Source organism: Streptomyces tauricus, assembly GCF_014650955.1.
Lineage (GTDB): Bacteria > Actinomycetota > Actinomycetes > Streptomycetales > Streptomycetaceae > Streptomyces > Streptomyces tauricus.
The window spans coordinates 38670-55350 of record NZ_BMVY01000027.1; the positions used below are offsets into that span (position 1 = coordinate 38670).

Consider the following 16681-nt stretch of genomic DNA (forward strand, 5'->3'; position numbering starts at 1 on the left):
CGGGCCTCCGTCGACGCACTCGGAGGACCGCGCGACCCCGGCCCTGTCAGTACGTGAAGACGGTCGTCCCGTAGGAGTTCTTCACGCACTCGTTCGGGAAGGTGCGCTCGTAGGAGATCCGCTTGCCCTGCCAGACGCCGTCGACCGTGACGACGACGGGGTCGTACTCACGGGTGCACAGGACGTCGGATCTGATCGGCAGGGCGTCGAAGTCACCGTCCGACGCCCGCAGTTCGGCGCAGGCGGAGGCGGCGGCCGGGTGGGTTCCCGAGGCCGTCGGCGCACAGTTCAGGGTGACCGCGCGTTCAGGTGTGGCTTCGGCCGCGATCTCCCCGTGGCCCGTGGTGAACACCAGGGACGAGGGGGCGTAGAGCGCGGTCGGCGAAGGGGTGGCGAGGGCGGTCCCGGCCAGGGGACCGCAGACGGCGGTGGCCGTCAGGGTGATCGTCGCTGCCCAGCGCGCGGTGTTCGGCATCGTGTGCATCCTTCCGCTCGGTTGATCGCCGCACCGACTCGGTGGTGCCGGTGCGGCGAGCGCGAGTCTGCCGAGTCCGCGGCGGAAACACACGTCGACCCCACGCGTTTCAGTAACCTTGCGTGTTGAATCAGTGGCGCGAAGTTACGGAAATCGAACACGGCTCCCTTGGAACAGAGCGGGCGCCAGGTCGACGCGGAGACCCGCTGGCCGGATATCCCCTGATCAGCAATAGGCCTGAAACATTCCGCTTCAGGCTGAGTACCGACCTCTTGCGCCTCGCCGACGAGCGAGTAATCGTCATTACATGATTACAGCCGAACAGCACGAGACATTGCGCGGCTGGTTCGCCGGCCGTCTGCCCGACGACCTCTTCGAGAGCCTCGGCGAGGTCACGGCCGACCGCGAGGAGATCACCGTCATCGGCCGCATCCCCGAACCCCGGCTCGCCGAGGGCGCCTCGGACGCCGAGCGGGAGGCCGCCGTCGGCGCCCGGATCCGGGAGTTCCGCGAGCGCACCCGCGACGCCCGCGTAGCCGTGGCCCGGGACGCCGAGCACCGCTTCCGGAAAAAGGTCTCGTGGGGCGTGGAGTGCGGGAGCGAGCGCGCCCTGTTCACGCATGTCGCCGCCCCCGTCATGACCCGGCTGCGCCAGCCGCAGCGACAGGTGCTCGACACCCTGATCGCCGCCGGTGTCGCCCGCAGCCGCAGCGACGCCCTCGCCTGGTGCGTACGCCTCGTCGAGCGCCACACGGACGACTGGCTCGCCGAGTTGCGGGACTCCCTGGAGCAGGTGCAGCGGGTCCGCGCCCAGGGCCCCGACGGACCGGACCCCACCCCCGAGGACAAACCGGCCGCCACCGCCGACCACGACGACAGCTGACCCCGACAGGCCGCCGCCCCGGGTGGAGGAATGCTCCACCCGGGGCCGTAAAGACGGACGGTTCATCCACTGGTGCCGCCCTCGGTCCGCCCCGTAGCTTCGGCAGACCACCGCACCAGGGGACGGTCTCCCCGCGCTGCGCGCACCCCGGCGACAGCGACACACCGTCCCGTCAGCCGCGTCACCACGCGCTCCCCCGCCCAGCCCGCCCAGGGCCGGTCCTTCGCTGGAGCCCTCCTTGTCCCAGAACTCCCCCGCCACGCCACCGCCGTCGCTCACCGAGGTCGAGCCGTACGGTGTCGAGCGGATCCCCGACGCGGACCGCAGCGCGAGTCCGCTCGACCTCTTCCGGCTCGCCTTCGGCGGGGCCAACACCTTCTCCACCTGCGTCCTCGGCGCCTTCCCCATCCTCTTCGGGCTCTCCTTCTGGCAGGGACTCGCGGCGACTCTCCTCGGAGTGCTCGCGGGCGCGCTGATCCTCTGCCCGATGGCGGTCTTCGGACCGGTCAACGGCACGAACAACGCCGTCTCCTCCTCCGCCCACCTCGGCGTGCACGGCCGGGTCGTCGGCTCGTTCCTGTCCCTGCTCACGGCGATCGCGTTCTTCTCGATCTCGGTGTGGAGCTCAGGGGACGCCCTGGTCGGTGGTGCGCACCGGCTCTTCGGCCTGGAGCGCAGCGACCTGTCGTACGTCGTCGCGTACGCGCTCTTCGCCGTCCTGGTCCTCGCGGTGTGCGTGTACGGCTTCCGTTTCATGCTGTTCGTCAACAAGGTCGCGGTGGCCTCGGCGACCCTGCTGTTCCTGCTCGGCCTGGCGGCCTTCGCAGGGGACTTCGACCCGTCGTACGCGGGTGTCTTCACGGAGTCGGCGGACGCGGCGACGCGGGATCTGTTCTGGCCGTCCTTCATCGGCTCCGCGCTGATCGTGTTGTCGAACCCGGTGTCCTTCGGCGCGTTCCTCGGCGACTGGTCGCGCTACATCCCGGCGAGCACCCCGCGCCGCCGGGTGGTCGGAGCCGCCTTCCTGTCGCAGATCGCGACCCTGCTGCCGTTCGTCTTCGGCCTGGCGACCGCGAGCATCATCGCGACCAAGGCCCCGGAGTACGTCGATCCGGAGGCGCCGAACTTCGTCGGCGGGCTGCTGGCCATCTCGCCGAGCTGGTTCTTCCTGCCGGTGTGCCTGCTCGCACTGATCGGCGGCATGGCGACGGGCACGACCGCGCTGTACGGCACCGGCCTCGACTTCTCCTCCGTCTTCCCCCGGCTGTCCCGGGTGCAGGCGACGGTCCTCGTGGGCGTGCTGTCCATCGCGTTCATCTTCGTGGGCCGCTTCGGCTTCGACCTCGTCCAGAGCATCTCGACGTTCGCCACGATGATCATCACGTGTACGACGCCGTGGATGGTCGTGATGATGCTGGGCTTCCTCACCCGGCGCGGCTGGTACGACCCGGACGCGCTCCAGGTCTTCAACCGGCGCCAGCGCGGCGGCCGTTACTGGTTCACCCACGGCTGGAACTGGCGCGGCATGACCGCCTGGTGGGTCTCCGCGCTGCTCGGTGTCCTCTTCACGAACATCCCCGGCCAGTTCGTGGGACCGCTCGGCGATCTGGCCGGCGGGGTCGACATCGGCCTGCCGATCTCCCTGGCCGTCGCGGCCGTCCTGTTCCTCGGCCTGCTGTGGTTCTTCCCCGAGCCGAGGGCGGCGTACGGACCGGAGGGTGCGCGCCTGGTCCGTACGGTCGACGTGCCGGTACCGCCGATCACCGGACCGGGCACCGGGACCGACGCCGGGGCGAGCCGCGACGCGATGGCGGCCGGCAGCTCCTGACGGCCGCCGCCTCCCCCTGCCGACCTGACGACGGCGAAAACCGGACAGCTGCCGCGCCGACGGGCTGTCCGGGAACGCCGCCTTCGTAGACTGCCCCGCCATGGGAGAGATCTACGGACTGGGCGAGATCACCTGTCCGTCCGGTGAGTTGGTGATCGTCGACGGCGGTCATCTGGGCATGTGGAGCGGAGAGGGTTCACCGGCGCTGGTGGACCCGGGAGCGTTCGGCGTCCAGGATCCGGTGGTCGCCGCCGATGTGAGCGCGGCGACCGACTTCCTGATCACCGGCCCCGACGCCGACACCGCGGCCCACTCCTTCGGCCGGCAGCCCGGCCGGACACTCCACGACATCCCGGCGTCCGGGGCCGCGCAGTTGCGCGAACTCTTCGCCGCGCACTGCCGGGAGCAGGGTTTCGACGCCGTACTCGAAGCGCGCGCCGAACGGGTGCCGCACCGGGAGCGGGTACGCCGGTGCGTGGAGGGGGGCGGCGGCCGCTTCCTGATGAACGGCGTGCCGGTCGTGGCCCTCGGCGGAGTACCCCCGGACCGCCCGCTGCCGGTGCTCGCGACGGACGACGGCATCGTGATCCCCGTCGACCCCACTCACGTCTCGCCCGCCTCCCCTGCCTCGCACGCCGTCAAGTCGGTGGAGCTGGGGGAGATCCGCGTCGACTGGGCCCGGCTGCTCTTCGGCGACGCCGACGCGCTGAGCGCCTGGCGGCACGACGAGCCGGTCGACGGGCTGGCCGACGTCGCGTTCTGGGGCGCCGCCGAGGCCGAAGCCGCCACCGAGTTCGCGGCTCCCGACCTGGGCGAGCCCGGCGAGAAGGGCGTGAAGGGCTGGACCGGTCTGCCGCTGCCGGACGCAATGCGCCTGGCCACCGCGCTCTTCGACTGGAAGGACGCGGACTCCCGCAGGCGGCTGATGGTGGACTTCCGCCCGCACTCCCACCACTGGCAGATCATGCGGGCGGTCCGTGCCTCGCCGCTGGAGGCCGGCACCGTACAGGTCGGCGGCGCACAGGTGCTGTGCGCGATGACCGGTCAGGGCGACGGCTGGTTCCCGGTCTCGGCGGACCTGGATCCGACAGGCCGCCTGGTGTCCGTGCGGGTGTCGTTCCCGGCGTGAGCGCTCCGCCGGGTCCGGTGTCGTGTCCGCGGGCGCGTCGTGTGTCGTGTCCGCGGGCGCGTCATGGCGGGTCGCGCGGTGCCCCGCGCCTCTCGGGGCGCTGCCGATCTCCACCAGGGCCGCGCGTCAGGTGTGCGCCCGTACTGGACGGATCTTGCCCCGCTCGTAAGGATCGTCGCGGGGCCGCGGGCAGGAACGGCACGGTCCCGGCCACGGGATCCAGGGCGAGAGGCGGAGCGTACGGATGACGAAGCACTGGGCGGACTTCCAGTACGAGATCTATCTGAACGGGATGACGGGAGCGGTGCCCCGGCTGCCCACCGATCTGACCCGGCTGGAGGAACTCACCGAACAGCGGCTGGGGCCCGGCCCCGTGGGCTATGTGGCGGGCAGCGCGGGCAACGGCAGCACCGCACGGGCCAACCGGGCCGCGCTGGAGCGCCGCCGGATCGTGCCGCGCATGCTGCGGGACGTCCACGAACGCGACCTGTCCGTCGAGGTGCTGGGCCGCCCGCTGCCCGCGCCCCTCGCGCTCGCGCCGGTCGGTGTCCTGTCGATCATGCACCCGGACGCCGAGCGGGCGGCGGCCCGGGCTGCCGCAGCGCAGGGGGTTCCGTTCATCCTGTCGTCCGCCTCCAGCACGCCGATGGAGCAGGTCGCCGAGGCCATGGGCGACGGGGAACGCTGGTTCCAGCTGTACTGGGCGAAGGACCGCGAGGTCACGAAGAGTTTTCTGGACCGGGCCAAGGCGTCCGGGTTCACCGCGCTGTTCGTCACGCTGGACACGCCCCTGCTGGCCTGGCGGCCCCGCGACCTGGACCACGCGTACCTGCCGTTCCTGCACGGGGTGGGCACCGCCAACTACTTCTCCGACCCGGCGTTCCAGGCGGGTCTGGCCAAACCGGTCCACGAGGACCCGAACGCGGCGGTCATGCACTTCGTCTCGATGTTCGCCGACCCCGCGAAGACCTGGCCCGACCTGGAGTTCCTGCGGGAGAACTGGGACGGCCCCATCGTCCTGAAGGGCGTCCTCCACCCCGACGACGCCCGACGGGCCGCAAACGCCGGGATGGACGGGGTGGTCGTCTCCAACCACGGCGGACGTCAGGTGGCCGGTGCCGTCGCCGCCGCCGACGCGCTGCCCAGGGTGGTCGAAGCCGCCGGGGACCGGCTGACCGTCCTCTTCGACAGCGGGATCCGCTCGGGCGACGACATCTTCAAGGCACTGGCACTGGGCGCCGAGGCGGTCCTCGTCGGGCGTCCGTACGCCTACGGGCTCGGCCTCGACGGCCAGGCGGGCGTCGAGCACGTCATCCGCTGTCTGCTGGCCGAACTCGACCTCACCCTCGCACTGTCGGGACACGCCGGGCCGGGCGACCTCGGCGCCGACGACCTGGAGGAGGAGACCGCCTGGACCGCCTGACCGCCGAGTCGTCCACCTTCTGTCTCCGCCTCCGCCTCTTCCCTCCTCCCCCTCTCCCTCCCCCTCCCCGTTCACGGGGAACGTGCCGGTCAGAGACCGAGGGCGGCGTCCGAGCCGATCCGCGTACCGACGGCGGACCGGTCGGCGGTCGGCTCGCCGGACGGTGTGTCCGTGCCCGCTATCGACAGGGACTCGGGTGACGCCCCGGTGCCGTCGGTGAGCCAGCGCTGGTCGTCGCCACGGTCGCGGATCTTCACCACCACGTCCGCCTCGGCCTCGTCCGCGGCGGGAGCGACGGCCAGTTCCGCCTGCCAGCGGGGCAGCAACTCGCCCCGCACGGTGAGGTCGTACCGCACGTCGTCACCCCGCTCGGCGGACGCCGCGGCGCAGTCGCCCAGGACGACCACCCCGGCGTCCACATGGGAGTCCAGACACAGGTCGGGGTCGGCGGCGCTGCGCAGGAGGCCGTCCTTCTCGTACGACCACTTCTGTGTTCCGGCGGCCGAGCACGTGTCCAGTTCGGCGCCGGCGCCGGCCTTCGCCCTGTCGCCCTTGATGTCGAGGCAGAGGTCGGCGGCGAGGTTGCGCAGCCGGGTCCGGACGGGCCCGGTGGGCAGGCCCGCCGAGTCGGGCGGTGCCGACGACCTGGCGGGCGGTGCCTGCCCGCCAGGGGTCAGGCCGGCGGACGCGCCGGCGGTGGCCGACGGGGCGGCGCCGTCGTCGTCCTGCGACCACAGACCGGTGACCAGGACGGTCGCGAGCAGGGCCACCGAGACCAAACCCGCTCCGGTCAGGAGTGCCTTGGAGTGCCGTGGGCCCGGGGAGGAGTGCCGCCCCTGCCGGGTGGAGTGCCGGGACCGCAGCCGGGGGCGACGGCCGCCGCCCGGGCGTCTTGCGGTGTGCCGTACGGCCCGGACCGCCGAACGACCGCCGCTCGGCCGCGATTCGAGATATCTACGGGCACCCCAGCCGAGCACGCCCTCGGCGAGCAGTCCGCCGAGACCACCCTCGAAATGGCTCAGTTGCTCGGCCGCGTAACGGCAGAAACGGCACGACAGCAGATGCTGCTGCACATCGGGGAGCAAGGCACCGCCACGCCGAATCGGAACGTCCAGGAGACGGTTGTAGTGGCGGCAATCCTTGTTCGGCGCGAGTTCACGATGGGCCCGTACACAGCCTTCGCGGAATTTCTCGCGAGCCTGCTCCAGCGCCGCCGACGCGTTGTCGACATCCATACCCAGCAGACCGGCCGGTACGGATATGTGCTCGGCCTCGACCTCGGTGTGCCAGAGCACGCACTGGGCGAGCCCGGGGAGAGCTTGGAAAGAACGTTCGGCGAGCTTGCGATTTTCCGGTGTCATGGAGTTCGTCACGCGCATACCGCGGCCGCCGGCCGGTTTCCGGAGATCCGGCAGAGCCTCGGATATACGGTCCTCCGCGGACCACACCTTGACGATGTCCCGTACGGCCACCAGGAGCTGGGGGCGCAGGGCGGCGGCGGACCCGGCGCGGCGCAGTCGTTCCAGTACCTGCTGGAAGGCGGCGGCGGTGACCATCGAGGCGACGTCCGCCGAGGAGGCGAGGCAGATGACCGCGTAGTCGTGCGTCGACTGCCAGTGCCGCGCGAGCAGGAGCGCGACGGGGCGGGTGAGTTCACCCTCCGGCTGCGCCCTGAGGAGCGCGGCGAGGCTTTCGTCGGATTCCCCGGGGGCGGCACCGGAGGCGGGCGGATATGGCGGACGAGGCGGGTGGGGGGTGTGCACTGAGCGGTTTCCTTCCACGGCACAAGGTGGCACACAGGAGTTCTGACCGCCGAAAAGGAGCTCCTGGTTGGTGCGTACCTTTCGGGCTTGGCGCACGGAAAGCGGCCGGGACGTCGACCACTCGGCATCCGCCGGCCGCGAGCCTTTCGGGCCCGACGGCACGATGAAATCCCGAACGGTGAATCAGACCTGGCCATTGGCCATGTGCGAGGAAGTTCACCCTTGCACATGACGCTCACGCCCAACAAGGCGCGTGAGTCACTTCAACGACATCCGCCCATTGAAGGAAAGTCAGTGTCCGTCCCGGTCAAGTCGTCCGGTCCTTCTCGGCAACTCGTCCGTCCATCTCGGTCACTCATAACAGGCGGAACGGTTCGGCGGGTATTGCCCGCCGAGTGCCCCGTGTGAAGCGTGTACCCGCGCCCGGGGCGCTCGCACGCTCCCGGCGCGGGAGTGGCGGTAGTCCACTGGTACCGGCCCTTCTCGGAAGGCCTCGCGCGGGACGGCGGCTCTCCCACGCGGAACGGGCCGCCGACCCCGATCTCCCGCCCTCGGTCGGCGGCCCCGAGGGCGGGTCGGCCCGTACCCCTGGGTCGGTCCCTACCCCTGGGCGGTCCGCACCCCTCCTCCCGAAGCGCCCGATGGCGCGCGCCCTTGAGACCTGTGTCACATTCCGGCCCGCGCTGTCACAACCAGGCCCCTCGGAGCCCTCGCAGTAGTGAGCGCGCTACGGGAGGCACAGGCATGTCCGAAAGTCCGGCACCTCAGACCCATGAGCAACTGACCGCGGCGACACGGCAGTTCATGGAACACCGCGAGCTGCTGTTCGCGATCGTCTACAACATGCTCGGCGGTGTCGCCGACACCGAGGACGTACTCCAGGACACCTGGCTGTCCTGGTCCGGCAGCCGCGAACGGTCGCCGGAGCGGCACATCGAGAACCCGCGCGCCTATCTGGTGCGCGTCGCGATGAACCACGCGCTGACCCGCCGGGCCACGGTCAGCCGACGGCGTGAGACATACGTCGGCCCGTGGCTGCCCGAGCCGCTGGTGGCCGCGGCCACCGAGGAGACACCGGCGGACGCGGCCGACCACACCCTGCGCACCGAGTCCGTCTCCCTGGCGATGCTCGTCGTCCTGGAGTCGCTGACCCCGCTGGAACGGGCGGTGTTCGTCCTCAACGAGGTGTTCGGCTACGCCCACACCGAGATCGCGGAGGTCATCGACCGCAGCCCCGCGGCGGTGCGCCAGCTCGCGCACCGCGCCCGCCGGCACGTCCACGCCCGCAGGCCGCTGTACGAGGCCCATCCGCGGGTGCGCAGGGAGGCCACCCAGCGGTTCGTCGAGGCCGCGGCGGGCGGGGACGTCGGCGCGCTGATGGAGATCCTCGCGCCGGACGTGACGGTGTGGACCGACGCCGGCGGCAAGCGGCGGCCGGCGGTGCTGCGGCCGGTGCACGGACGGGACAAGGCCATCCGCCTCCTCACCGCCAGTGCCGCGCGGGGCGCGGGGCAGCGGCTCGACCTGCGCTACCGGCGTGTCAACGGCGACGACGCCGCGGTGCTGTTCGCGGGCCGCTCCCCCTACGCGGTGATCGTCCTGGACCTCACCCCGGAGGGCGACCGGGTGTCCGGCGTCTACGTGGTCACCAACCCCGACAAGCTCACGCACGTACACCCGGCGGAGGGCCAGGACCAGCCGGACCAGTCGGGCCAGTCGGGCCAGTCGGGCCAGTCGGGCCAGCAGGACCGGAACCGGACGGAGGCGGACGCGTGACCACCACCGAACGACCGGCCGCCGGGTCGAGAGCGCCCGGGGCGTCCTCCGGGCAGCGGGTCGCCGACTGGTTCGACGGGCGCCTCGGCACCCACACGCTCGGCAGGAAGTATCTGCGCAAGGTCTTCCCCGACCACTGGTCGTTCCTGCTCGGGGAGATCTGCCTCTACAGCTTCGTCATCCTGATCCTGACCGGCGTCTACCTGACCCTGTTCTTCCACCCGTCGATGAACGAGGTGACGTACCACGGCAGTTACGTCCCGCTGAACGGCGTCCGCATGTCGGAGGCGTACGCGTCCACGCTGGACATCAGCTTCGACGTGCGGGGCGGTCTGCTGATCCGGCAGATCCACCACTGGGCGGCGCTGATCTTCATCGCCGGGATGCTCATGCACATGATGCGGCACTTCTTCACGGGCTCGTTCCGCAGGCCCCGTGAGGTCAACTGGCTGTTCGGCTGGACGCTGCTGTTCCTCGGGCTCTTCGAGGGGCTGTTCGGCTACTCGCTCCCCGACGACCTGCTGTCCGGCACCGGGATGCGGTTCGTGGACGGCGCGATCCTGTCCGTGCCGATCGTCGGAACGTATCTCTCGTTCTTCCTGTTCGGCGGCGAGTTCCCCGGCCACGACATCATCGCGCGGTTCTACTCGCTGCACATCCTGGTGATTCCCGGGATCATGGCGGCCCTGGTGGTCGCCCATCTCATCCTCGTCGTCCACCACAAGCACACCCAGTTCCCGGGGCCGGGAAAGACCGAACGGAACGTCGTGGGTTCGCCGTTCATGCCGGTCTACCTGGCCAAGGCGGGCGGTTTCTTCTTCCTGGTGTTCGGGGTGATCACCCTCATCTCGGCGGTCGCGTCGATCAACCCGGTCTGGTCGTACGGCCCCTACCGCGCCGACCAGGTGTCCACGGGGGCTCAGCCCGACTGGTACCTGGGCTTCGCCGAGGGGCTGGTACGCATCATGCCGGGGTGGGAGGTCAACGTCGCCGGGCACACACTGGTCCTGGGTGTGCTGATCCCGATCGTCGTCTTCCCCCTCCTGCTGGTCTTCATCGGCGCCTATCCGTTCCTGGAGTCCTGGGTCACCGGCGACAAACGCGAACACCATCTCCTGGACCGGCCGCGCAACCGGCCCGTCCGTACGTCCATCGGCGCCGCGTGGATCAGCGTCTATCTCATCCTGCTCGCGGGCGGCGGCAACGACATCGTGGCCACCCGCTTCCATCTGTCGATCAACACGGTCACCTGGGCCGTCCGGATCGCCCTGTTCACCGTCCCGGTCATCGTCTTCGTGGTGACCCGGCGCATCTGCCTGGGCCTCCAACGCCGGGACAGGGAACTGGTGTTGCACGGCCGCGAGACCGGCGTGATCAAACGGCTCCCGCACGGTGAGTACGTCGAACTGCACCGGCCCCTCTCCCCCGCCGAGCTGCACACCCTCACCCAGCACGAACAGCCACGGCCACTCGACCCAGGCCCGGCGAAGGACGCGAACGGCGTCCCGGGTCCGAACGGACAGGCACCGAACCTGCGGACCCGGCTCTCCCGCGCGCTCTACGGCGAGGGCGCCCAGGTGCCGAAGCCGACGGCCGAGGAGTACCGGGAGGGGGAGCGCCAGGTCAGCGAGGCGGGACCTCCAGGCGGCTGATCCGCAGGCCGCCCCGGGCCTCACCGGGACGGCGGCTCGTCATAGTGATCCGGAGCCGGCTGCCGCGTACCGCCTCGAAGGTGATCGCCGTCGGCGCGTCGGACGCGGTGGCCCAGTCGACGGCGGCGCCCCGCACGGGCCGGTAGCGGTGGCCGTCCCAGAAGGCGACGTCCAGCCGGGAGGGCAGGGAGTGTGTGGCGTCGACCGTGAAGGAGAGCTCGATCCGGTCGGCGGTCCGGGCGCGGCCCCACTCGACGGACACCCAGTCCTCCGCGCGGGCTCCGTCGAAGGCGGGCAGCAGGGCGGTGGCCGCCTTGAAGAACGCGTTGGACCAGCCGGTGGCGGGGTCGCCGTCGAGCATCGCGGCGGGCAGGGTGTCCGGGCGGCCCGAGTAACTCGCGTCCGCCAATGGGTGGTTCGGGGCGCCCGGTCCCGGGTCCGGTGCGAAGTCCGGAGCCGGGGTGAGGACCTGCGGCCGTGCGGCGGTGGCGCGCACGGTCACGGTCGCCGTCCGCAGCCCCGCCGCGCGTGCCCGCAACCTGAGTGTCCCCTTCTCGGTGCCGGCGCGGACGATCGCCAGGGCCTTGCCGTGGAAGGCCGTGCGGGTGCTCGCCTGGTAGCGCTCGGCGCTCTCCTCGCGCCCGTTGTCGACCCCGGCCAGCGATCCGCCGTCCACGTCGAAGGCGATGGAGTGGTCGGCGCCGGGCACCACGACTCCACGGGCGTCGACCACCTCCGCGGTCACGAAGCACAGTGAACGGCCGTCGGCGGCCACGGACGTGCGGTCCGCGGTGAGCCGCAGCGCGTGCGGCTCGCCCGCGGTGCGCAGCACGACGGTGGCCACGGTCCTGCCGTCGCGCCTTGCCACCGCCTTCAACTCGCCGGGAGCGAACGGCACTTTCCAGGTGAGGTGGAGCTTGCCCGCGCTGCCGTTCGGGCTGGTGTAACTCCCGGGCCAGGGACCGCCGGTGACCGTTTTGTCGTCTCCCGTGGCTTCGGTGGTCTCCAGATACGTACGCCCGTCGATGGTCTTCTTCTCGTCGAACTTCCGTGTCCCCAGGGACTTTCCGTTGAGGAGGAGTTCGATCGTGTCGACGTTGGAGTAGGCCCAGACCTCCACGGTGTCGCCCGTTTCGTGGTCCGTCCAGTTCATGGGGAGCAGATGGACCATGGGCTCGTCGGTCCACTGGCTCTTGAAGAGGTGGTACATGTCCTTCGGGAAGCCGGCCGTGTCCACCGCGCCGAAGAAGGACGCCTTCACCGGGAACACGTCGTACGGCGTGGGTTCACCGAGGTAGTCGATGCCCGACCACAGGAACTCCCCCGTGAACCACTTCCGGTCCCGGTCCTTCTTCAGCCCGTACTCGCCGCTCATCGTCCAGGACGCGAGGTTGTTGTCGTACGAGGAGGTGTTACGGCGGCCGGGCGTGTGGTTCTCCCCGGTGTTGAGGCGCTCGGGCTCCTGGTAGGCGCCCCGGGTGGAGGTCTCGGAGGAGGACTCCGACTCGAAGAGGAACAGGTGCGGATAGCGGGCGTGCAGGGCGTCGACCGAGGCGGCGGTGTTGTAGTTGAGGCCGAGTCCGTCGATCTTGGCGAGCATGAGATCGGCCGGCGAGCCGACGGCGGGCAGGCTCCGGTACTTGTCGGAGCCGATCACGATGGGCCGCGTCGGGTCGAGTCGCCGTACGTCGTCGATGAGCCGGTCGGCCATGCGAGGCCGGCGGCCGAGGTGGAGTCGGGGATCTCGTTGCCTATGGACCACAGGATCACGGCGGGCGAGTTGCGGGCCGCCAGCACCATCTCGGCGATGTCCCGGTCGGACCACTCGTCGAAGAACCGGCCGTAGTCGTACCGGTTCTTGCCGCGCCGCCAGCAGTCGAAGGCCTCGACCATCATCACGATGCCCAGCCGTTCGCAGGCCTCGGTCACCTCGGGTGCCGGTGGGTTGTGCGAGGTGCGCAGGGCGTTGACGCCCATGCTCCGCATGATGGTCAGCTGCCGTTCCACGGCATCCGCGTCGACGGCACCGCCGAGGGCGCCGAGGTCGTGGTGGAGGTTGACGCCACGGAGTTTGACGTGGGTGCCGTTCAGGGTCATGCCGTCGTCGGCGTCGAAGACGACCTGGCGGATACCGAACGGGGTGCGGTAGGTGTCGGTGGTCCGTCCGTCGACACGGAGTTCGGTGTGCAGGATGTAGCGGTGGGGGTGCTCGCCCGACCACAACATCGGTGTGCGCACGCTCAGTTGCTGGTCCGCGGTGCCCGTGTCCGTGACGTCGATCGTGCTCGTCCGCCGGGCCACCGTGCGGCCGTCAGGGTCGACGACGGCGGATCGCACCTCGACCCGTCTCGCGGCGCCCGACGCGTTCACCACGCTCGTGCGTACCCGTACGAGCGCGTGGTCGTCGTCGATCTCCGGGGTGGTCACGTACGTACCCCAGCGCCGGACGTGCACCGGGTCGGTGACGATCAGGCGTGCCGCACGGTAGATCCCGCTCCCCGAGTACCAGCGACTGCTGGGGAGTTGGTTCCTGACCCGGACCGCGATGACGTTGGCGGTGGTGCCGTCCTTGTGCAGCAGGTCGGTGAGGTCGAGGGCGAACCCCGTATAGCCATAGGGGTGTTGGCCGACGAGTTCGCCGTTGCAGTGGACGGAGGAGTCCATGTGGACGCCGTCGAACTCGACGGAGATCCGCTTTCCCTCGTACACGGGCGGCAGGGTGAAGGCGATGCGGTACCAGCCGAGGCCGCCCGGCAGGAAGCCGGTGCCGCTGCTGGTGCCGTGGTCGGTGGTGGGGGTGAGCTCGATGCTCCAGTCGTGCGGCACGGAGATGCGCCGCCACCGCGAGTCGTCGTAGCCGGGTTCGGCGGCCCGGGCGTACTCGCCGGTGGGGTCGGTGGCGCCGACCGGGTCGACGAGCGCGAAGCGCCAGCCGTCCCTGAGCGGGATCGACCGGCCTCCCGTCCCGGTCCGGGCCAGGGACGCGGCCCCCGAGGCCCCCGAGGCGTCCGTGACCCCGGCGAGGGCCATCGGAGTCGCCGTTCCTGCGATCAGTAGAGACCTGCGCGAGACCGTCACCGGGTTTCCCTTTCGCCAAGGGCCCACATGTGCTCACAAGTAACCGTGAACAAACAGATACTGACAGTGCGACACATGTGTCCGTCAAGGCTCCGGTAAGCGCGTTCTGTCCTTCCCGGCACATCGGCCTGAATCCCTCGGGGCGGACGGGGCGGCGCCGCGCCGGGTGAGGCGGCCCCGGACGCACTACCCTGGAACACAAGTGATTCACCTGTTCACCGTGAGTGTGTGCGCAATGGAGTGGCGGCGATGTGAGGAGCCACAGCGAGACATCGGGCGACGGCCCGGGCTATCCGTTCGACGAGACCTCCACGGCAAGAGCCGTCATCGACGGTGACGGCATCGTCGTCGAGTGGAACGAGGGCGCCCGGCGTCTGCTCGGGCATGCGCCGGCCGATGTCGTGGGCCGGCCCGCCGCGACGCTGCTGGCTCCGGACGCCGGTGAGCTTCGGCGTCCGACGGCCGACAACCGCTGGATCGGCACGCTCGCGCTGCGCCACGAGGACGGCCGCGCCCTGCGCGTCTGGCTGCTCGCGCACCGGCGGCGCCCCGAGCTGGGCGCCCGCAGCGACTGGCTCGTCGTGACCCCGCTGGAGAACGGCACTCCGGTGGCGCGGGACGACTCGCTCGCCTCCACGTTCCTCGACCAGTCGCCCTGTGCGACCGCGATCTTCGACGAGCGGCTGCGGCTGCGCAGGGTCAACGCGGTGATGGCCGAGGCCATGGGCCTCCCGGAGGAGCACATCCGCGGCCTGCGGATCCCGGAGATCGGCGGCCGGCCGCAGAACGAGGAGCTGGAGGAGCACATGCTCCGGGTGCTCACGACCGGCAGACGCGAGGACGTGCAGACGTATCTGGGCAACGCTCCCAAGGACCGTGCCCAGGCCTGGCTGGCGCGGATGGCACCGCTGACCGACGCCGAGGGCCGGGTGCGCGGCATCTGTCTGTCCGCCCACGACTTCACCGAGCAGTACCTCGCCCGCGAACGCCTGCAGCTGGTGAACGAGGCGAGTATCCGGATCGGCTCCACCCTCGACGTCACCCGTACGGCGCAGGAGCTGGCCGATGTCTGCGTGCCCGCGCTCGCCGACTTCGTCAGCGTCGACCTGGTGGATCCGCCCGACCGCGGCGGCGAACCGTACTCCGGGCCGGTCTCCGCCCCGGTGACTCTGCGCCGCGCCGCCCACCGGTCGGTGAATCCCGGGGATCCGGAGTCGGTCGTCAAGCGGGGAGAGGAGGACACCTATCCGGTCGGCTCACCGCAGGCCGACTGCCTGGTGGCCGGCCGGCCCATCGTCGCCGCCGACGCCGCGACCACGCTCTCGAAATGGCTCGCCTGGGACCCGGTGCGCGCCGACCGCGTCAAGGAGCACGGCATCCACTCCACGATGTCCGTGCCCGTCCAGGCCCGCGGCGCGACCCTGGGCGTCGCGGTCTTCACCCGGTTCCGGCGGCCCGACCCGTTCACCGCCGACGACGTGCTGCTGGCCGAGGAGGTCACGGCCAGGGCGGCCGTCTGCATCGACAACGCCCGCCGGTTCTCCCGTGAACGCGAGACCGCGATCGCCCTGCAGCGCAGCCTGCTGCCCCGGTCGCTGCCCCGCACGGCCGCCGTCGAGGCGGCCTCGCGGTATCTGCCCGCGGCCCGGGCGGGGGTCGGCGGCGACTGGTTCGACGTGATCCCGCTGTCGGGGATGCGGGTCGCCATGGTCGTCGGGGACGTCGTCGGCCACGGGCTGCAGGCGTCGGCCACCATGGGCCGGCTGCGGACCGCCGTGCGCACCCTCGCCGACATCGACCTGGCACCGGACGAACTGCTCACCCACCTCGACGACCTGGTCGTACGGCTCTCCGCGGAGGCGGGCAGCGAGGGCACCACCGGAGAGGTCGGCGCCACCTGCCTGTACGCGGTCTACGACCCGGTCACCCGGCGCTGCACCTTCGCCCGGGCCGGCCATCCGCCACCCGTGATGCTCCCGCCCGGCGGACCGCCCGAGGAGATCGACGTACCGTCCGGGCCGCCCCTGGGCCTGGGCGGGCTGCCCTTCGAGTCGACCGAGCTGCGACTCGCCGAGGGCACCGTCCTCGCCCTCTACACCGACGGCCTGATCGAGAGCCGCGACCGTGACCTCGACGAGAGCCGCGCGCTGCTGTCCCGGGCGCTGGCGCGGACCTCGGGTTCCCTCGACGAGACCTGCCACGACATCCTGCAGTCGCTGCTTCCGCCCACCGGCGCCTCGGACGACGTGGCCCTGCTGCTCGCCCGGACGAAGGGCCTGCCGACCTCGCAGGTGGCGACCTGGGAGGTACCGGCCGATCCCGCGCTCGTCGGCCCGATCCGCAAGCAGGTCGTCCGGCAGCTGGAGGTCTGGGACGCGAGCGAGGCGGCGTTCACGACCGAGCTGGTGGTCAGCGAACTCGTCACCAACGCGATCCGGTACGGCGAACGCCCGATCCGGCTGCGGCTCATCCACGACGCCTCCACGCTGATCGTGGAGGTCTCGGACTCCAGCCATACGGCGCCGCATCTGCGCCGCGCCAAGACGTTCGACGAGGGTGGCCGCGGGCTGCTCCTGGTCGCCCAGCTCACGCAGCGCTGGGGCAGCCGCCACACCCCGGAGGGCAAGACGATCTGGGCGGAGCTGGTGTTCGGCGACGACAGCTAGGGGGCCAC

General features: G+C 71.0%; 9 protein-coding genes and 1 pseudogene. 7 read left to right on the top strand and 3 right to left on the bottom strand.

The features are described from left to right. Window positions 1-46: 46 nt before the first annotated feature. Window positions 47-475: a protease inhibitor gene (locus IE278_RS30825; RefSeq protein WP_189776747.1), complete on the bottom strand. Its 429-nt coding sequence runs from the start codon at window positions 473-475 to the stop codon at window positions 47-49. Between the two features lie 307 nt (window positions 476-782). Here IE278_RS30825 and abmR point away from each other — a divergent pair, with 307 nt between their 5' ends. The 4 genes from abmR (at window position 783) to IE278_RS30845 (ending at window position 5738) form a co-directional block, all read left to right on the top strand. Beyond that, window positions 783-1358, top strand: a complete 576-nt coding sequence (gene abmR / locus IE278_RS30830; protein ID WP_189776749.1) for an ATP-binding transcription factor AbmR — start codon at window positions 783-785, stop codon at window positions 1356-1358. Between the two features lie 238 nt (window positions 1359-1596). Continuing rightward, on the top strand, window positions 1597-3186 hold the full coding sequence (locus tag IE278_RS30835; RefSeq protein ID WP_246570872.1) for a purine-cytosine permease family protein: 1590 nt from the start codon (window positions 1597-1599) through the stop codon (window positions 3184-3186). A 100-nt stretch (window positions 3187-3286) separates the two neighbouring features. Further along, window positions 3287-4315, top strand: a complete 1029-nt coding sequence (locus IE278_RS30840; RefSeq protein WP_189776751.1) for a hypothetical protein — start codon at window positions 3287-3289, stop codon at window positions 4313-4315. A 244-nt stretch (window positions 4316-4559) separates the two neighbouring features. Next, entirely contained in the window at window positions 4560-5738 is a 1179-nt protein-coding gene (locus IE278_RS30845) for a lactate 2-monooxygenase (RefSeq protein WP_189776754.1), read from the top strand. 89 nt (window positions 5739-5827) lie between these two features. Here the strand turns inward: IE278_RS30845 and IE278_RS30850 are convergent, their stop codons facing one another. Continuing rightward, the gene (locus IE278_RS30850) at window positions 5828-7501 is read right to left on the bottom strand and encodes an RICIN domain-containing protein (protein WP_189776755.1); all 1674 of its coding nucleotides are present in this window, start codon (window positions 7499-7501) and stop codon (window positions 5828-5830) included. A gap of 744 nt (window positions 7502-8245) precedes the next feature. Here IE278_RS30850 and sigJ point away from each other — a divergent pair. Together sigJ and qcrB are read left to right on the top strand one after the other, a co-directional pair. Continuing rightward, complete coding sequence (gene sigJ / locus IE278_RS30855; RefSeq protein WP_189776757.1) at window positions 8246-9277, top strand: RNA polymerase sigma factor SigJ; 1032 nt, start codon at window positions 8246-8248, stop codon at window positions 9275-9277. After that, a complete protein-coding gene (gene qcrB, locus IE278_RS30860) occupies window positions 9274-10929 on the top strand; it encodes a cytochrome bc1 complex cytochrome b subunit (protein ID WP_189776759.1) in 1656 nt (551 codons plus the stop codon). Before sigJ ends, qcrB begins: the two co-directional genes overlap by 4 nt. On the opposite strand, the pseudogene IE278_RS30865 reads toward qcrB, so the two are convergent. Next, a pseudogene (locus IE278_RS30865) lies at window positions 10901-14007 on the bottom strand (glycoside hydrolase family 2 TIM barrel-domain containing protein). The gene qcrB and the pseudogene IE278_RS30865 overlap by 29 nt on opposite strands. A gap of 251 nt (window positions 14008-14258) precedes the next feature. On the opposite strand from IE278_RS30865, the gene IE278_RS30870 reads away from it, so the two are divergent. Then, window positions 14259-16673, top strand: a complete 2415-nt coding sequence (locus tag IE278_RS30870; RefSeq protein WP_189776761.1) for a SpoIIE family protein phosphatase — start codon at window positions 14259-14261, stop codon at window positions 16671-16673. The last annotated feature ends 8 nt before the right edge of the window (window positions 16674-16681 follow it).

Excerpts from the sequence above, each read along its gene's own strand:
- IE278_RS30845 (WP_189776754.1), top strand. The coding sequence starts at position 4,560 with ATGACGAAGCACTGGGCGGACTTCCAGTACGAGATCTATCTGAACGGG.
- sigJ (WP_189776757.1), top strand. The coding sequence starts at position 8,246 with ATGTCCGAAAGTCCGGCACCTCAGACCCATGAGCAACTGACCGCGGCG.
- IE278_RS30825 (WP_189776747.1), bottom strand. The coding sequence starts at position 475 with ATGCCGAACACCGCGCGCTGGGCAGCGACGATCACCCTGACGGCCACC.
- abmR (WP_189776749.1), top strand. The coding sequence starts at position 783 with ATGATTACAGCCGAACAGCACGAGACATTGCGCGGCTGGTTCGCCGGC.
- IE278_RS30840 (WP_189776751.1), top strand. The coding sequence starts at position 3,287 with ATGGGAGAGATCTACGGACTGGGCGAGATCACCTGTCCGTCCGGTGAG.